General features: G+C 46.3%; 5 protein-coding genes. All 5 read right to left on the reverse strand.

Annotated features, from left to right (window positions below):
• Positions 1-16: 16 nt before the first annotated feature.
• Positions 17-3559, reverse strand: coding sequence for a sensor histidine kinase (locus tag ACT6NU_RS10120; protein ID WP_445381552.1), 3543 nt, complete (start codon positions 3557-3559; stop codon positions 17-19).
• Positions 3556-7269 (reverse strand): ATP-binding protein, encoded by a 3714-nt coding sequence (locus ACT6NU_RS10125; protein ID WP_445381553.1) that lies wholly within the window; start codon positions 7267-7269, stop codon positions 3556-3558. Before ACT6NU_RS10125 ends, ACT6NU_RS10120 begins: the two co-directional genes overlap by 4 nt.
• A 68-nt stretch (positions 7270-7337) precedes the next feature.
• Positions 7338-9467 carry an ATP-binding protein gene (locus ACT6NU_RS10130; RefSeq protein ID WP_445381554.1) on the reverse strand — a complete coding sequence of 710 codons (2130 nt, stop codon included), beginning with the start codon at positions 9465-9467 and terminating at the stop codon, positions 7338-7340.
• Positions 9464-15304: an ATP-binding protein gene (locus ACT6NU_RS10135; protein ID WP_445381555.1), complete on the reverse strand. Its 5841-nt coding sequence runs from the start codon at positions 15302-15304 to the stop codon at positions 9464-9466. The genes ACT6NU_RS10130 and ACT6NU_RS10135 overlap by 4 nt, the downstream gene beginning before the upstream one ends.
• Entirely contained in the window at positions 15301-18516 is a 3216-nt protein-coding gene (locus tag ACT6NU_RS10140) for a two-component regulator propeller domain-containing protein (RefSeq protein WP_445381556.1), read from the reverse strand. Before ACT6NU_RS10140 ends, ACT6NU_RS10135 begins: the two co-directional genes overlap by 4 nt.
• Between the last annotated feature and the right edge of the window lie 85 nt (positions 18517-18601).

The raw sequence follows: 18601 nt of genomic DNA on the forward strand, positions 1-18601 counted from the left end.
TGTTTGGTTTAATGTTTTATTCCTTCGATTTACTTCCCTGACCTACAGGCAATTCGATGGTAAATGTGGTTCCCGCTCCATTTACAGATTCAACTTTTAGTTCCCCCCCATGGCCTTTGGTGATTATTTCATAGCTCATGCTAAGGCCCAGTCCGGTTCCCCGCCCGGATGGCTTTGTGGTGAAAAAGGGCTCAAAAATCTTCTTGATGATTTTTTCGGGAATACCCGAGCCGTTGTCTTTTACTTCTATTTGTATTGATTTTCTGGTTTTTCTGGTGCTCACAACAACCGTTGGCTTAAAAGTTGCTCCGTCTGCTTTGCTTTTCTCCTGGACGGCGTGGAAGGCATTGGTAATCAGGTTCAGCATTACCCGACCGATATCCTGCGGAATTACCGCGATTTTACCAAGCTCGGGATCAAAATGGGTTTCCAGCTCTGCATTAAAGGATTTGTCCTTGGCGCGGAAGCCGTGGTAAGCCAGTCGGAGGTATTCATCGGCTAGTGCATTGATGTCTGTTGGCTCCTTTTTTCCATCACTGGCCCGGCTGTGTTGCAACATCCCTTTAACTATGGAGTCTGCCCGCTTTCCGTGATGGGCAATTTTTTCCAGGTTCTGATCGATGTCTGTCAGTAGTTCCTGCTCCAGTGCCCAGTTGCGCTCCTTGGGTGTTTTGGTGGCCTCCTCCTTGAGTTCCTCTATCAATTCCCGGTTTACCTCTGAGAAATTATTTACAAAGTTGAGCGGGTTCTGAATTTCATGTGCAATCCCAGCTGTGAGTTCCCCCAGGCTGGCCATTTTCTCGGACTGTATTAGTTGGTCCTGGGTGGCTTTGAGTTCTGCATAGGCTTTTTTAATCTCTTTTGCCTGCTCCAGTTCCCTGGCACGAGCCTCCTCCTTGGCCCTTGCCAGGGTACGCGCTTTCTGGTAGAGGTGGATGCGATATCCGAAAAAAGATATTAAAATAAAATAAAGAAGATAAGCCCACCCACTTTGCCACCAAGGCCGGTTTATAGTGACCTGCATTTGAATGCCCTCTTTATTCCACACCCCAAGCCCATTAGACCCTCGTATGCGGAAGGTGTATTCGCCGGGGGCTACATTGACGTAATAGGGTGTCTCTCCATTGCGCAGGTCACTGCGCCAACCCCTGTCATATCCTTCCAGCATAAATTGGAGGCTGTTGGATTCCGGCCGATAGAAGTCAAAGCAGGCCACGGCAAATGCGAAGGTGTTTTCGCCGCTACCAAGGACTATTTCATTAGTCTCCCAGATTGGTTTTTTCAGGACATTTCCTGTTTGTCCTGTAATACCGCTGGCCATAGTCTCATCCATTAATTTAAAACCCGTAATTCTCAAATCAGGTTCCTTTGCTTCAGCTTTACTGAGAAGCGCATTCGGGTTAAAGGCATGGTAGCCATTCCAGCGGGCAAACAAGAGGTCTCCTTCGCGGCTTATTGTACCAATGTTGGTGCTGCCTGAAATTGGCCGTATGCCATGATAGGAATCATATGCAGAAATTGTTTCAAGCAGAGGGTCAAAAGCGATTAACTGGTCTTCGGTGCTAAGCCAGATTTGCCCATTGGGATGGGCTAAAATCCCGTTGATGTTTTTTCCGGGCAAAAGGCTGTTACTGGCTGAAAAACGTCTTAATTCCTTATTTTTTGGGTTCAGCTTATAAAATCCCTGATTCCAGTCAATAAACCAGTAATTCCCGTTTAAATCCACAACCAATTTAGAAATAATCCCAGTGGATAATATTGTAGATATGTAGGGTTCAAAAACATTTGTTTCGGGATCGAATCGATCCACAAATGGAGGATAATCCGCATTGAATCCGGCATCTCCGCCGCCTATCCAAATAGCACCAGCCCCGTCTTCCCGGATGGCCCATACAAAGGGCCCGGAAATACCCCCGGGGGTCGTTGCGTCGTACTCAAAAATCTTGTATTCTTCCAAGTCGGAATCATAACGGATCAGGCCGTGGTTCCAATAGGGTATCCAAATAGCCCCTGAACTGCTCTGAAATATGGGTGCAACCCATAAATCTTCCGGCTTGGCAAATTCGGGCAAGAATTTTTCGAATTCTTCCGTATCTGGATCGCCAATAAAATAACCGACACTGGTCCCCACCCAGATGTTACCTGCCACATCAGTGGTAAGGCTTCCTATAAACCCCTGCAGGTTATCCGATGTTCCAATTGCATCCAGTTTTATTTTTTTAATGGCATTGGTTTCATTATCAATCCTCCACAGGGATGAAATCTGTGGGGTGACAATGGGATTAGGAGGGGACTGAGCTATCCATATGTCCCCGTTCCGGTCTTCGAGGATGCCCCTTTTGACAGTTAGCGTATCCCTAAGCTCGGGAAAGGTGTAGTAGGGAAAACGGAATTTGTTTTCCAGGACTTTATAAACCGTCCTGCCTTCCCCGGCCGTCGAGACCCAGATGGTACCATCATCACTCTGGTACGCCTGCCAGATGAAATTGGATTTCAGGTCCGAGTCTCCTTCCCGGGCCTCGAAATGCCAGTTCATTCCAGCCCCGGGGTCATAGATGTTCAGGCCGCTGTATACAGCAGATATCCAGAGCCTGTTCTGGCTATCTTCAAAAAAAGAGGTGATGTGGGTATACTGCTGGGTATTTCCGACGTCTTCACCCTCAAGGAAAGGCATAGACGGCCGCGTGGCGTCTGTGGGATCAAACTTATATCGTTCGAAAGTTTTGGTGGTTCTATCAAAAAGATGTAGCCCGTCTTCTGCAGTGCCCACCCAAAAGTTTCCATTGCTATCTTCAAACAGGCTCCCTACCTTATTGTTGCTGAGGCTTTTGGGGTTGTCCGGATCATGCAGGAACCGTTCAAATGAATCGGTTTGCGGATCATACCGGTTGAGCCCGCCTTTGCCGTCCAGATTCCAGGCCATTCCGGTGGCTACCCATAAGGTCCCTTCTGAATCTACATAAAGGTCCCGGACATCGTTATCTGAAAGGGAAGTGGGATCCTCCGGTTTGTGAAAATACCGTTTGAATTTCCCCGATTCCATATCGAGCACGGAGAGGCCCTGTCTGCCTCCGATCCAGAGATTACCGGCAGCATCCTGAGCCATCACCCCGGTTTCCCCTGACATTATGGATTCCGGGTCGTATGGGTCATGAAGGTAACGGGTAAACGTTCCACTGTCAGGCCTAAACGCAGTGAGCCCCCCTCCGGACCAATGTGTTAGCCATAGTGTTCCGTTGCTCTCCAGATACAGGGCTTCAATATAATTGCTGATGAGTGTATTCTGATTGATGGGATCGGAGTAATAGCTGGTAAAGTTTTTCCCGTCGTACCGATGCAGGCCGTCCTGGGAGCCGAACCACATATAGCCAAGGGAATCCTGCACAATTGCCTGTACACTGTTGCCCTCCGGGCCATTGGGGAGTTCCAGTACCTCAAAGAAAAGGTCCAGCCCGGGATCAGTTGCTGCTTCACTTTTTTGCCCATAACTGACATGGAAGGAAAAACATATCCAAAGCACTAAAAAAGCGGAGGTAGTATTGCGTAATCCTGGAATCATTGCTTAGCAGTATCTGTAGGTAAGATAACAATAAATACAGCCCCTTTGCCCTCGGTGCTTTCTACTTTTAACCGGCCGTTGTGCCCTTTGGTGACAATGTCATAACTCATGCTCAGGCCCAGGCCCGTGCCTTCCCCGGTCTTTTTTGTCGTAAAAAAGGGCTGGAAGATTTTGTCCTGTACGCTAGAAGGGATTCCCTTCCCATTATCTATTACCTGTATTTCAACCCCTTTTGTGGTCTTACGGGTCCGAACTGTGACCGTTGGTTCATAGCTCTCAGTAGTTTCTCTTTTCTTTTCCATAACGGCATGGAAGGCATTGGTAAACAAATTGAGCAGTACCCGCCCGATATCCTGAGGGATTATACTGACCTCTCCGATGGCCGGGTCAAATTCTGTTTCCATGTTGGCATTGAAAGACTTATCTCGCGCCCTCAGGCCGTGGTAGGCCAGACGCAGATATTCGTCTGCAAGGGAATTCAGGTTTGTGGGTTCCTTTTTCCCGTCACTGCTGCGGCTGTGCTGCAGCATCCCTTTTACAATCGAATCGGCCCGCTTGCCGTGGTGGGAAATTTTTTCCAGGTTCTGGTCGATATCGGTAAGCAATTCCTGCTCCAGCTCCGAATTCCGTGTTTTAAGGTCTTTGGCAGTTTCTTCTTTGAGTTCCTCTACCAGTTCGCGGTTTACCTCCGAGAAGTTATTCACAAAATTGAGCGGATTCTGGATTTCGTGGGCAATCCCGGCGGTTAGTTCCCCCAGGCTGGCCATTTTCTCGGACTGTATCAACTGGTCCTGTGTGGCTTTGAGTTCCGCATAGGCTTTTTTGATCTCTTTTGCCTGCTCCAGCTCTTTTGCACGGGCTTCTTCTTTGGCCCTGGCCAGCGTACGCGCTTTCTGGAACAGGTGGAACCTGTAGCCAAGGAAGCAAAAGATCAGGAAATAGGCACCATAGGCCCACCAGGTTTGCCACCAGGGAGGATTAATCGTGATTTGTAACTGTGCCCCTTCTTCGTTCCAGACACCATCTGCGTTGGATCCTTTAACCCTGAAGGTATACGTCCCCGGAGAGAGGTTGGTATATTTGGCCTGCCGGTCTTTGGAAGGTTCCGACCAGTCATCGTCGTAATTCTCGAGCTTCCAGGAATAGAGGTTCTCTTCGGGGCGGAGGTAGTGAAGGGCCACGAATTCGAAGGTGAGATCCCTTTGGGAATGATCAAGGGTAAGTTCTTCTGTAAAAGAAACAGCTCTTTCAAACAGGTCGCCATCGGCTGCTGAATAAACCCTGTCCATGATTTCCATTTTGGTGATAACCATACTGGGAAGGGTACTGTCTTTGGCAGCCAGTTTTTCGGGTACTATGTGATTAAGGCCCTGATTACCACCAATCCAGATGTCGCCATTTATTGTTCGGGCAACGGTGTTTACTTCATTGTAATCCTGATAACCATCTTTCCTGAAGTAACTCGAATAAGTCCTGGTTTTTGTGTCAAAAACCGATAAACCCCTTTCTGTGGGCAGCCAAATTTGGCCAAGATCATCCATTTGCAAAATACCCTGATTACCCAATACATCGTTGTGCAATAAGCCCTTCTCTTCCCCGAAGATCTCAATATCATTCACTCCAGGCCCTACCAGGACAAGGCCATCGCCACTGTAGCTAATAACCCAAAGCCTTCCGTCTCCTGCCTTGGCAGCCCCTGAAATACTTGGAAGAGAAACCAAATTATCATTTCTGAGAAAATGGTTTTTTTCCCGATCATATAGGTTCAGGCCACCGTCAGTGCCAACCCATAATCTGCCGAGATCGTCTTCTCCCATGCCGCGTAGCTCATTGCTGTTTATTGAAAGTGTGTCTTCAGGGTCAAATTTGTAGTGTTCAAACTGATTCTTTTCCTCTATATACCTGAACAGGCCCTGATCATTTTCCCTTGGATCTCCTAACCAGATTTGGTTATATAGATCCTTAAAAAGAACACCTGTAGATGTGCTGGTTAACAAATGTTGATCACTGTCCTCGGGCTTAAAAGACTTACGTATTTCTCCCGAACTTAAATCCAGTACAAAAACTCCAATACCCCAGGCAACAACCCATAGGTTCCCGTCTCCGTCTTCCTCCAGGCCCTGTATATTCCTAACCCCTGGACTAAAAGGAATGGGTTCAAAATATTCAGAATTTTCCTTCCATCGAAAAAGACCATTATTCCAGGTGGCTACCCATATTTGGCCTTGAGAATCTTCGTAAATTTTCCGAATACCGCCCAGAGATTTTTTGGCTACTCTGTTGGGGCTACTGAAATATTGCCTAAATGTATTTTCAGCTGTCAAGCGGGAAATCCCATTCCGGGTACCGATCCAGAGGCGCATCTTGCTGTCTTCAAACAGCCTGTAAATAGTATCATTGTGAAGACTGTTTTCAGCCTCAGAATCGCTCTGGTAATGCTTAATCTGGCGCTTTTTTGGAGCCATTTTGTACATATTCGGACGTGTCCCTATCCAAAAAAGCCCTGTCCTGTCCTTTATAAGGTTATATCCAAATCCATTTAAAACAAATTCATTTTTTGGGTCATTAAATTTATGATCAAACCACATAAAAGTCTCTGAATCAAAAATATACTGGAGGTAACATTTTTCCCTTAAGTTGCTGCCAATTACCTCAAATACTATGAGATCAATATCCTGATAAATTGGTACTATGGACCTGATGTTTTCGGGTGCATCTTCAAAATCCAGAACTCCTTGCCCAACATGGTACACGGTCCTATTGGAATCCTTCAGGTCAATGCGAACAATTTCTTCAAATGAGGTATTCCAGATATTGCCTCGCTTGTCTTCAAAGAAAGCTCCAAAGTAGGCAGTGTCTTTCCTTGTTGTAAAATCATAGGTTTTTACCGCCTTCCTTTTGATAGGATCCCAAAGGTAGAGATGCCTGTTATTGCCCATCGGGATCAATCCGCTATTTCCGGGCATAATAACATCCTGTATGGAATCGATTCGATCTGTCCCTGGAATAACTTCACCTTTCTGCAGGATGATCTCAAAAGTATCCTTTTTGCGATCAAATCGCATCAGTTGATCGTCGTTTGTATTGATCCACAGGCTGCTGTCTCTCCTGGATTCAGCGATGCTCCAATTAAGAACAATGTCATTTACCCTGCCTCCTCCTGCAGACACATCATAGCGTGAGACGGTTCCAGTATATGGATTTATTGAGCAAAGGATTGCTTTACCCGAGTAATCATACGAATTAAACCAGATATTGCCCAAGACATCTTCAAAAAGCAAAAGGCAATCTCTATAGGGTACTTTGGTCGGATCTTCAAAATCGATGGGATATGCGGTAAAATTTTCTGTTTTGGTGTCAAGGGAGACAAGTCCTCCTCCCTCACGGACACCCCCTATCCACAAAAGACCCTCCCGGCTTATCAGCAACCCGCCATTGATGTTGCGAAGCTGATAGGTGGTTTCATTTTCAAGCCACTTTTTGAAAACTTTTATTTTATAGCCATCGAATTTCACCAGGCCATTTTGGGAAGAGGCCCAGATAAAGCCCTTTGTATCTTGTACCAGATAACGGGCCATTTCCTCCGGAAGCCCCTCGGCCACTCCGTATTTTTCAAAAGCAATTTTATCCTTTTGGGCCCATGCGCCAAACAGGCCCATTAAGAAGAACAGAAGTGAACTGAAGAAGTAAAGCCCTTTTTTATTTGGCATGGTATAACTCGGTTGGTTTCAGTGATGCGGAGGGTCAGGGGAGGGAACGAAGTAATTGGTCAACTGCACTACTGAATAGGTAAGTTAATAATAAATCTTGTACCCTGCGGTTCATTTTTTTCCATGCGTAAATCTCCCCCATGCCCCTTGGTCACTATGTCATAGCTTATACTCAATCCCAGCCCGGTGCCTTCTCCTGTGGGCTTGGTGGTAAAGAAGGGCTGGAAGATCTTTTCCCTGATATTATCCGGGATCCCGCCCCCGTTGTCGCTTACTGTAATTTCAACCCCTTCTTTGGTCTTTTGCGTTTTTACAGAAACAGTAGGGGTATAATCTTTCTTTTCTTTTTGTTTGCGTTCATCAACGGCATGGAACGCATTGGTATAGAGGTTTAACAGCACCCGCCCGATATCCTGGGGAATCACATTTACTTTTTTTACGGCAGGGTCGAAGTCCGTTTCCAGGGTGGCATTAAAGGATTTGTCTTTGGCCCTGAGGCCGTGGTAGGCCAGGCGCAGGTATTCGTCTGCCAGGGCGTTGAGGTTGGTAGGTTCCTTTTTGCCGTCCCCGCTGCGGCTGTGCTGCAACATGCCTTTGACGATGTTGTCAGCCCGCTGTCCGTGGTGGTTGATTTTTTCAAGGTTTTGTTTCAGGTCTTCAGCAATGGCTTCTACTTCCTTAAAATCTTTTGCAGCTATCTCTGCCTTCATCTCGTCGATGAGTTCCCGGCTCACTTCGGAGAAATTATTGACAAAGTTCAGGGGGTTCTTGATCTCGTGGGCAATCCCGGCGGTGAGCTCGCCCAAAGAGGCCATTTTTTCGGATTGTATGAGTTGGGTTTGGGTATCTTTTAAATGGCGCAGGGACGCATTCAAGGATTTCGTGCGTTCCTTTACCTGTTTTTCCAGGTTTTTTTTCTGCCCTTCCAGGATAGTTTCTTTTTCTTCTGAGAGTCTCTGAACCCGTTCCAGATTAAGACGTAGTTCCTGGCTGCGTTTTCCAAAGGCATAACCCAGGTAGATGGCAATGCACATAGGCAAAACCACGAAGCCCAAGGGGTAGTAATTTCGAAAATCCTGCTCTTCAAAAATATCCAGTATATCAATAAAAATTATCGCCATGAAAATAATGTGCAGAACACCTGATGCCAAGAATATTAGTGCTCCTACTCTGTGAGTTTTTAAAGATAAAATACTGATTCGGATGGTTTCAAAAATGACAAGCCCGCCGAAAATGGGGAGCAGGACATCCAGTCCGAAGAGAATAAACCCCATGATACATCCACCACCCAATAGGGTTACGCCCCAAAAAAATCTACCAAGGGGCCTTTCGAAGATTCGATATATGCAATAGAGAAAAAGCAAGAAATAGAGGATCGCTAAGATTCCAACCGCCAGGTTGCTGTAATACCCGGAGCCTATACTTTCGAGGTTCATTATATTGGCGACCATGAAAAAGCAGAAGAGCAGGCCGCAGAGGGCGAAATAACCATTTAATCGTTCTGTTGGAAAAAACAGGAAGTACAACAGGAATAGGACGAACATAAAGATGGCAATACCCGACACCAAATACATCGCGTTGGTCCAATATTCTTTTTGGGCGTCTCCATAAGTTAGCTTGAATTCCTTGGGATTAATATGGGAAAATGGAATTACTCTCAGAAATGCCCCTGATAAACGTGGGTTGGCCAAAACGGGCCCCGGAGGTTTGAGATTCATAAAGCGTATCGCCAGAGTATGCTCGTCATAAGGACTTAATGGCAGGGGAAACATTTCTTTGGTCCAGGGATTGTGGGCTTCAGCCTTATTGGGGTCCTGGTTTATGGTTCCAAAACTGTAGAGGAGTTTTCCGTCGAGGAATATTTCCATGGCACCGGTTTGAAATACCCTCAGGAGTAGGATATCATTCAGGTTACGGCCTAATTTGAGGTATTTTCGGTACCAGACGATCTCGTTAATCCCCAGGGTCTCGACGGAATCCAGTATTACCAGATTTGAGGTCCGGGTAAAGCTTTTCCAGGAGCTGTCATCGAACTCGGGTTGGGCCCAGTCCGGGTTATCCCCTTTCTGAAATCGCCAATCACTGCCTAGCCAAAGCCAGCGTCCGGAATATTCTATACTGTCCAGGGCCGAATAAATCCGGTCCTGGCCCATAAGGCTCAGGGGAAGTAAAGCTAGAAGAACAAGTATTTTTCTCATGTGGCAAGCTGGTTTTTTATAGGCAATATGATGGTAAAGCAGCTGCCTTTGCCAGCTTTGCTTTCAACTTCCAGGGTCCCCCCATGCCCCTTGGTAACAATATCATAACTCATGGAAAGCCCCAGCCCGGTGCCTTCTCCTGTGGGCTTGGTGGTAAAGAAGGGCTGAAAGATCTTTTCCCTGATATTATCCGGGATCCCGTCCCCGTTGTCACTTACTGTAATTTCAACCCCTTCTTTGGTCTTTTGCGTTTTTACAGAAACAGTAGGGGTATAATCTTTCTTTTCTTTTTGTTTGCGTTCATCAACGGCATGGAACGCATTGGTATAGAGGTTTAACAGCACCCTGCCGATATCCTGGGGAACCAAATTTACCTTCTTTACGGCCGGGTCGAAGTCGGTTTCCAGGGTGGCGTTAAAGGATTTATCCTTGGCCCTAAGGCCGTGGTAGGCCAGGCGCAGGTATTCATCTGCCAGCGCATTGAGGTTGGTAGGTTCTTTCGCGCTGTTTCCGCTACGACTATGCTGAAGCATTCCCTTGACGATACCATCCGCCCTTTTGCCATGGTGGCTGATTTTCTGCAGATTCTGGACTATGTCCTGCAAAAGCGCCTTTGATTCTTCAAGGTCCCCTTTTTCCAATTCTTCCAATAGCTCTTCCAGGAGCTCCTCGCTTACTTCGGAGAAGTTATTGACAAAATTCAGGGGGTTTTGGATTTCGTGGGCAATTCCTGCAGTAAGCTCACCAAGGGAAGCCATCTTTTCGGCATGAACCAGTTGCTGTTGGGTGGCCTGCAGGTTAGAAAAGGCCTCTTCCGCCTTTTGTTTAGCCATCTTAAGCTGCTGCAGGTCTTTTCGGGCCTGAGTCAGGTCTTTGAAACGGGAATAGGCCAGCGAAAAAACAGATGCGGTACGCTGTAGCAGGCGCCAGTTCTCTTCAGATAATGCAGCAGGCGAGGCTGCCCCAATAGCCCCGTGTGAGAACTTGTACAGGTGGTAGGTGCGATCGGGTATTTCGGCTCCATAGTACCCTTTTAGAGGTTTGGACTGTTTTTCACAATAGGCAATCCATTCTTTTCGGTCTGGCCCCTTCATCGCGATAGAGGTTTTCTCTTCCTCCGATGTATAGAATTCCAGCATTTGCCGGCCTACCCTTGTGGCTTTGAGGTCCAGTCCAAATTGGTCGCTTACCAGTTTATTTTGATCGGTTCGGATATCCTTTATGGCATACCAGCACTCGGCCTTGTTGGATTCCGTATCGTAAATAAAGATACTGGAAGTCTCCAGTTCCGCCACCCCCAATAGTCCCATCTCGGAGCGAAGTACTTCGGCAACATTGGTGAGTTCTTCAGGCTCCTGCATGGCCAGCGCACGCGCCCGAACGCGCTCCAGGGCCGTTTCGATCTTGGATTCCCGCGCCTGGGCTTCTATGTTTTTCAGGTCCATGAATCGGGTATAGGTTTGTTCGAATACCGCCGTAAACCGTTTAAATATGTCATGTGCCTCTGGCACCGGTTCGTAGGTTATAAAAAGGAGGAACCCATGGGTAAATTTTGAGAGGTGGTTGATCTGGTAGGTGGGAAGGTCCAGGCCTAATCGTTCTATCTCCTCGAAGGTAGGCTGCAGATCCGGAAAGGATTTCATAAAGTTGTAGTGCGCAACAAGTGCCTCCCCTTCCAGTTCCTGAATCATGAAATCCTCATCACTCCTTGCAAATTCCCCAAATTGGTCGAATGAACGTTCTCCCTGGAGCCTTAGTTTAAAAGGTGTTTGCAACGTCCCTTCGCTACTCATGATGCAAGTAGCTGATTTTTTGTCCTCCGCCAGGATATTGTAGCCACAGCTCCAGGCCGCGATACCCAGGGCCTGTACCTCCAGGAAAAGCACATTGGCCGCTTCTGGCAGTTCGTCACTGTGCTGCATGGCCATGGTGCGGGAGCGCACCTTCTCCAGGGCATTCTCGATTTGGGCTTCCCGGGCCTGTGCCTCCGCTTTTTTAAGATCGAGGAATCGGGCATAAGTCTGTTCAAAAACCCGGGTAAACCTGGCCAGTAAAACTTCTTCTTGTTCCGTCAACACAGACGGGCATACCAGGTGCAGGTATCCATGGGAAAAGTTAAAACAATAAAATACGGTTGGGTCCGGAAACTGGCTGCGTACCATTTCCTCAGCTGCTTTGGAATTAAAGGTGGTTATTGCAAATTCCAGATGGCTGTTTCGCACCTCACCCGCCACGGTTTGGTGAAAGATGGTTTGTTGTCGTTTCCAGGCCGCATAGCGCTCATCAAAAGTAGCATCCCCGTTTAAGGGCAGGTAAAACAAATCCATGGTATCCCCGCCCGGGGAGGTGACCCAGGTAAATTGCCTTTTGGCCTCCTCATTTACTTCCACATATCCGCAGGTTACAAAATTGGTAACCCCAAGTGCGATAAGCTCTTTATATAAAAGGACGGCGACCTCTTTGAGTTCCTCTCCTTTCTGCATGGCCATCGTCCGGGTCCTGACTTTTTCAAGGGCCGTTTCTATTTGGGCCTCCCGGGCCTGTGCTTCTGCCTTTTTAAGGTCAAGGAAGCGGGTATAGGTTTGTTCAATAATCTGTACAAAGCGACGGTAGGTTGGATAATTCCCACTATCTATAGCTTTTACATCTACAATCTCAAGCAAGCCATATTTAAATGTGAAATAGGAAAAGAATATGTCTTTGGGTTTTCTCCATTCCTCCTTGACATCTTCAGGCAAGATGTGATTATAGGCTGTATCATTCAGCATAAAGTTGGTGTAGTCTTCCTTTTCTTTACCCAAAAGGCTGATTTCAAATTGGGATGTCCCGGACCGCCATAAATCCCAGGTCTTTTTTACAATTTTATGGGTTAAGGGCACATCGCAGTAAAAAGGCAAATTCGACAGGTTTACTTCGGCATACCAATAACGCATGACCCGGGCCTCTTCGTTGCAAATAATTATTGAACAGCCCCAATCGTTAAAACCAAGGATCTGAATTTGTTTATATAAAAGCGCGACTACTTCCGAAAGTTCATCGCTGTGATGCATGGCCATTGTCCGTGCTCTCACGCGCTCCAAAGCCGCTTCAATCCGGGCTTCCCGGGCCTGTGACTCGGCTTTTTTGAGGTCTTGGAAGCGGGTGTAGGTCTGATCAAAAACATTTGCAAAACGCCTTAATAATAATGCAGATTCTTCCCTTATCTCCCGGTCCGACATTAACTCAAGATACCCCATAGCGAAAACGGCGCAATGAAAGAAAGTTGGATCCGGCATATTTTTTAGAACCCGATCCTCTAATTCTGTTCGCTGGAATACGGGATAAACAAATTCATTATGATTCTTAAGCCTTGATCCACCGACCTTTACCGTGAAAAACGTCTCCCCCGAATGCCAATTATCATAAAGCTCCTGGAGGATTTGATCCCCAAGAAGCGGCAGTATGGATTTTTCAAGGTATTCGGATTCCGTTCGGGCACCCCATACAATTTGCTGGTTATTGGGCTCGTCAAAGATGACTATGGAAGCATCCGAAAACTCACTGACCTCCAAATTCGTCAATTCGATATGAAGGACCGTAGCAACTTCCGCAAGTTCCTCGCTTTTATGCATGGCCATGGTTCTGCTCCTGACCCGTTCCAGGGCCGTTTCTATTTGGGCCTCCCGGGCCTGTGCTTCGGCTTTTTTCAGGTCGAGGAAGCGCGTATAGGACTGCTGGAAGACCTTTCCAAAACGCATCAAAATCTCATTCTCATGTTCCGAGTAGGGGGCAGCTTTAAAATTTTCTATATACAGGCCCACGGTATCCAGAAGGACAGTTGATATGGCCAGGCCAGGTACTTTATAATAGTGAGCCCGAACTTCTTTCGGAATTTCCGGCAGGTGTTCAAAAAGGTCTTTGTAGAACTGGTTTTTCTCCTCAAAGGAAAGGAGGTTGGTAAACAGGCTTTCCCCTGATTTTCGGGCTTTTAAAAAACTATTCCAGTGCGGGGAGTCAAAATAGGGAAAGGTTATTTCCGGAACTATTGCATTTTGGTCTGCCAGCCAGATATGCATATCATCCCGCGTCTTGTAGTCCAGGATAAACCCTGTGTGGTCTACATTCAATCCCAGGGATACAAACTGTTCAAAGATAAGCTTGATAACCCCCTCTAATTCCTCGCTTTGGTGCATGGCCATGGTTTGTGCCCGGACCCGCTCCAGGGCCAGTTCTATTTCGGCCTCTCGCTTCTGCCTTTCCGATTCCTTGAGATCCTCAAAACGACGGTAAGCCAGGTCAAACACCGCAGCAAAACGGACCAGGGTTTCGATGGATTCTTCAGGCGGGTTGGGGACTACCCCGGGAAGGCTAAAACCAATTTCCCCATGGGTTGTGCGAGCCATTACAAAGGTCAGCCCCCCGATGTGCCGAATATCATCCGCTGAAGGGGCCTGAGGGTCTATTTGCTGAAAATCCCCAAGGGAGACCATTTTATCTACATAGGCCACAGCCTCCTCCGCATCCATGGCGTAAACCACCGTAGCGGTTTGGCTTTTCTCCCAATTGGCGAGCAGTTTAATATCACCATGCATATGCCTGGGCAGTTTCATGACCATACCTATCCTTGTGCCATCTCCGGAGGTCATGGCTTTCTCATAGTGCTCAGGCAGCCAGCGCATGTGCCAGAAATAATGTGCCTCATGCCCTAATTTGAAAAACTCTGAACGCATGGTAACCACAATGTCCAGCAATTCGGAAGATTCCTGCATGGCCGTAACCTGGGCCCGTATACGTTCCAGAGACAATTCTATCTGAGCTTCCCGGGCCTGTTCTTCAGCTTTTTTGAGGTCCAGGAAGCGGGTATAGGTTTGTTCAAAAACACCTGCAAAACGCCTGAAAATATCATGGGCTTCGGGAACGGATTCTCTGGTAACAAACAGCAGGTAGCCATACTTGAAATACGCGACATGGTCAATCTGATATTCGGGAAAAGAGCCATTGGTCTCCTTGAGTTGTCGTAATACTTCGCCCACCACAGGCAGGGTGCTCATAAACTCGTAGTGGGCAACGCACTGCTCCCCGGAAAATTCTTTTACAACAAGGGTTTCGCCCTTTTGGCCGGCCTCGTAATACTCCTTGAAAATTCCTTCCCTGGGAACGGTATAGGTGGGCAAGAGCCCGGCTTCATTGCCGAACCATTCTATTGAATCCTTCTCCCGGTAGATACTAAAGGCGCAGCCCCAGGTTTTAATACCCAGTACCCGGACCTGCTCGTCCAGCAGGTGGGAAGCCTCCGCCAGTTCATCGCTGTGCTGCATGGCCATGGTGCGGGCCCTTACCCGCTCCAGAGCTGTTTCAACTTCCAGTTCCCGTGTCCTTTCCCTGATCTTTGCTTCCAGTTCTTCATTCTTTTTGCGCAGTCCCTGATCCGGAAAGGCTTCGTCCTCTGCAATATCCGAATCCGGAGAGGAGCCATGAAAATGGGTTACCTGCCATTTTCCTTCTACTTTTTCAAGCAAGGTCGAAACCCGTACGAGTAATTCGTGGTCGTTTTCCGGAAAATAGAGGTGGAATTCTTCGAGGATCAAATAAATAGCTCCGTTGGCAAACAGACGTTCCCTGCGGGAAGTTCGGGTATACTTGAGGCCCTGTTCTTTGAGTTGCTCTGCCTGCATCTCGGCCATTTTCTTCACGTCTTCACGCGTCCTGAAAATTTCGTGTGCAGCCGAGCCATACCCCATAAAATCCGGATGGACTATGTCCGTCAGGTCTTCCACGGGCTTAAAATCCAGCAAGACGGCAATCAACCGCTCATAAATGGAATGTCCGTCAAATTTTTCCACTTTTTTATTCTTCATGACAAGGGCAGGTTGATTGTAAACTTCGTAAAAGCATTTTCTTCAGACTCTACCGCAATATCCCCTCCATGTGCCTTTACGATGTCATAACTCAGGGAAAGCCCGAGCCCGGTTCCCTGCCCGGTGGGCTTGGTGGTAAAAAAGGGCTGGAAGATTTTATCCCTTATCGCTTCAGGAATTCCCTTTCCGTTATCCATTACGGTAATTTCCACGCCCAGTGATGTTCTCCGGGTCTTGACAATCACTCTGGGTTCAAAGCCGGAGGGTGCGTCCTGCTTTTTGTCACTTACAGCCTGGTAGGCATTCGTAAACAGGTTAAGCAGTACCCGTCCGATTTCCTGAGGAACAACATTCACTTTTGGCAGTTTGGGGTCAAGGTCGGTTTCCATGGCCGCGTTGAAAGATTTGTCCCGTGCCCTTAGCCCATGGTAGGCCAGGCGGAGGTATTCGTTGGCCAGGGCGTTGAGGTCTGTGGGTTCTTTCTTGCCGTCGCTGCTTCGGCTGTGCAGAAGCATGGATCTTACAATACCATCCGCACGCTGGCCGTGACCGACAATTTTTTCGAGGTTTTGTGTGAGGTCCTTGGCGATTTCCCCGGCTTCTTTCAGGTTGCCCTCTTTTATTTCCTGTTGCATCTCCTCCAGCAGTTCCATGCTGACTTCTGAAAAATTATTGACAAAATTCAGCGGGTTTTTTATTTCGTGGGCAATGCCTGCGGTGAGTTCCCCCAGGCTGGCCATTTTTTCGGATTGGATCAACTGGTTTTGGGTCTGCTTTAATTCGGAATAGGCTTTTTCGATTTCCCGTGCATGGGCCAGTTCCCTGTCTTTAATTTTTTCCCTTTCCTGCCGTAAAACTTTTGCTTTTTGAAAGCGATGGGTGGCCCATACTGCCAGAGCAAATAACAAACCATAAATGCAGTATGCCCACCAGGTAAACCACCAGGGAGGCCTTACTTTAAATGAAAGCGAGTTTGCCAAGGTCTCGCCATAAATATCAATTACCTTAAAAGTAAAGTTGTAATCCCCGGGTTTTAATTTAAAGTATGATATTTTTTCTTCTTTTCTAGCCTCTCGCCATTGCTCATCATAGTTTTCCAATTTGTATTGAAAAGTGGTATTTCTGAAGCCCGTATCAAAGTTTACATAGCCAAGTGTCAGTATAATATTGTTCTGATTATGACTGAAAATGAGTTGATTTTCTTGTGCCCTTTCTGAAATGGGCATTAACTTCCCATCCATTCTAAAACTGGAAATAAAGGGCTTTTTATCAACATCCTTGCTTTTCTCCAGTTCTTCAGGGCGAAATTTTATATAACCCGGTCCATCCTTTCCCATGTATAGGTTTCCATTGGAAGATTTGTAAATGGTGGAGGTGTTGGGAAACGGTACACCCCAAATTTCACTTAGCATGAATGCTTTATTTGAAACCAGGTCATATTTTATAAGGCCTTTCAGGTTTGACAGCCAAAGGATTGAATCTCTTGTTCTTGAAATTCCAAAGATCTGAGTATCTTCATTTAGAAGTCCTGTTTGATCTTTGACCAAACTGAAGCGATCCTTTATACGATCATATTTATGAAGTCCGCCCTGATTGTTCCCTATATAAAGGTGATTATATTCATCCTCATATATTGTGTTTACCCAATCCAGTGAATCTTTCCTTACCGGATAATCTACAACTTCATTTGTGCTTAAATCTAATCGTTTCAGACCATCGTCCCTGAAACTTAACCAAATGACGTTTTTAGAATCGATGAATATTTTGGTGCAATTGGGGTTCGAAATAGTTCTATTTTGGGTGCTTAAAGGAATTTCGGTAAATTTTTCTTGCTTTTTATGAAATAAATAAAGCCCGTTTCTTGCACCAACAATAAGGCTGTCTGCACTAATAAATTCCAAGGTGTTTAATTGGTTGCCCTGTCCCGGAGACGCTTTTTCATCAATGAAAAATGATTTTAATAAGTTGGTTTCAGGGCTATAACAGAACAAGCCTCTATTACTTGAAATCCAGAAATTACCTGTTTCATCTTTGACGATATCAGATAATATTGCCTGGTTGGAATCATTGAATTGAAATACTATTTTTTCATTCCCAAGGTTATCTGCCTGTACCAAATTATTCCCAGAGATCATATAGATATTTCCTGCATTGTCTTCTATAAAGGACTGAATGCGGCCCATACCAAGTTCCCCTTCAAATAAGCCAATCGGAGATAAATCAATTTTCATAAGGGCTCCCGCTTTATCATCTCCAGGCTCAAAAAGCCAGCCACCTACCCAGAGTAATCCGTCTTTGGTTTGAAGGTGGCTCCAAAAGTGATTCCAAGGAAGCTTTTGGACTCCTTTTTCTGAAGGGCCGAAATGACTAACGGTCTTGTTTAAGGGATCATATCGGTTAATACCGTTACCTATTGTGCCGATCCATATAAACCCTTTAATATCCTCAACAATAAAACGAATATGATCTGCTCCATAGTGAAGTTCTTTCAGGGGAGGGCGACTCAACTTTTCAGGATTGCGCGGGTCATAGGGATATCGCGTAAAGTCTCCGGTTTGCCTGTCCATTATGTGTAAACCATCTTCAGCCGTACCCACCCAGAAATTACCCTTACTGTCTTCAAGTATAGCGGTCACTCGGTTGTCCACAAGACTGTTTGGATCAGGAGAATTGGAATATCTCTTTACTTTTTTGGTCTTAATATCAATTTGATACAAACCACCTTCTGACATGTTTCCAAAATAAAATGGATTTCCAACCCCAGCCCATAAGGTTCCTGAACGATCTACATACAATACCCTGACCTCTCCTGAGCTCAGTATTTTTTCATCAGCGCTATTGCCGAATACGTTTTGAAATTGATTTGTTTTCGTATCGAAATAATCAAGACCTTCCAGCGTACCAATCCATAAACCGCCATCATGGTCCTGAACAATCGATTTTATGGCGTTTGATGCGACGCTCCCGGGGTCTCCTTTCTTATGTTGAAAATAAGTATGAGTTTCGGTAACAGGGTCAAATCGAATCAAACCTCTATCTTTACTCCCTATCCAGATAATGCCATCTCTGTCTGTGTAAATACACTCTAAATTAATCGAGTTGATATCGTCTTTTTCAACTGAGATGTGAGAGTAATCAATAAAGTTTTCCCCATCGTATTTCATAAGCCCCTCGCTGGTCATCCATATATTTCCTTGATGATCCTGCGTCATGCCTGAAATTGTGGATAGTTTGTGTAATGGGGGGAATTTTACGCTGCTAATTTTCAGATCCTGTGATCGGATGTTAAAAATGATT

It is taken from the genome of Robiginitalea rubriflava (assembly GCF_052540725.1).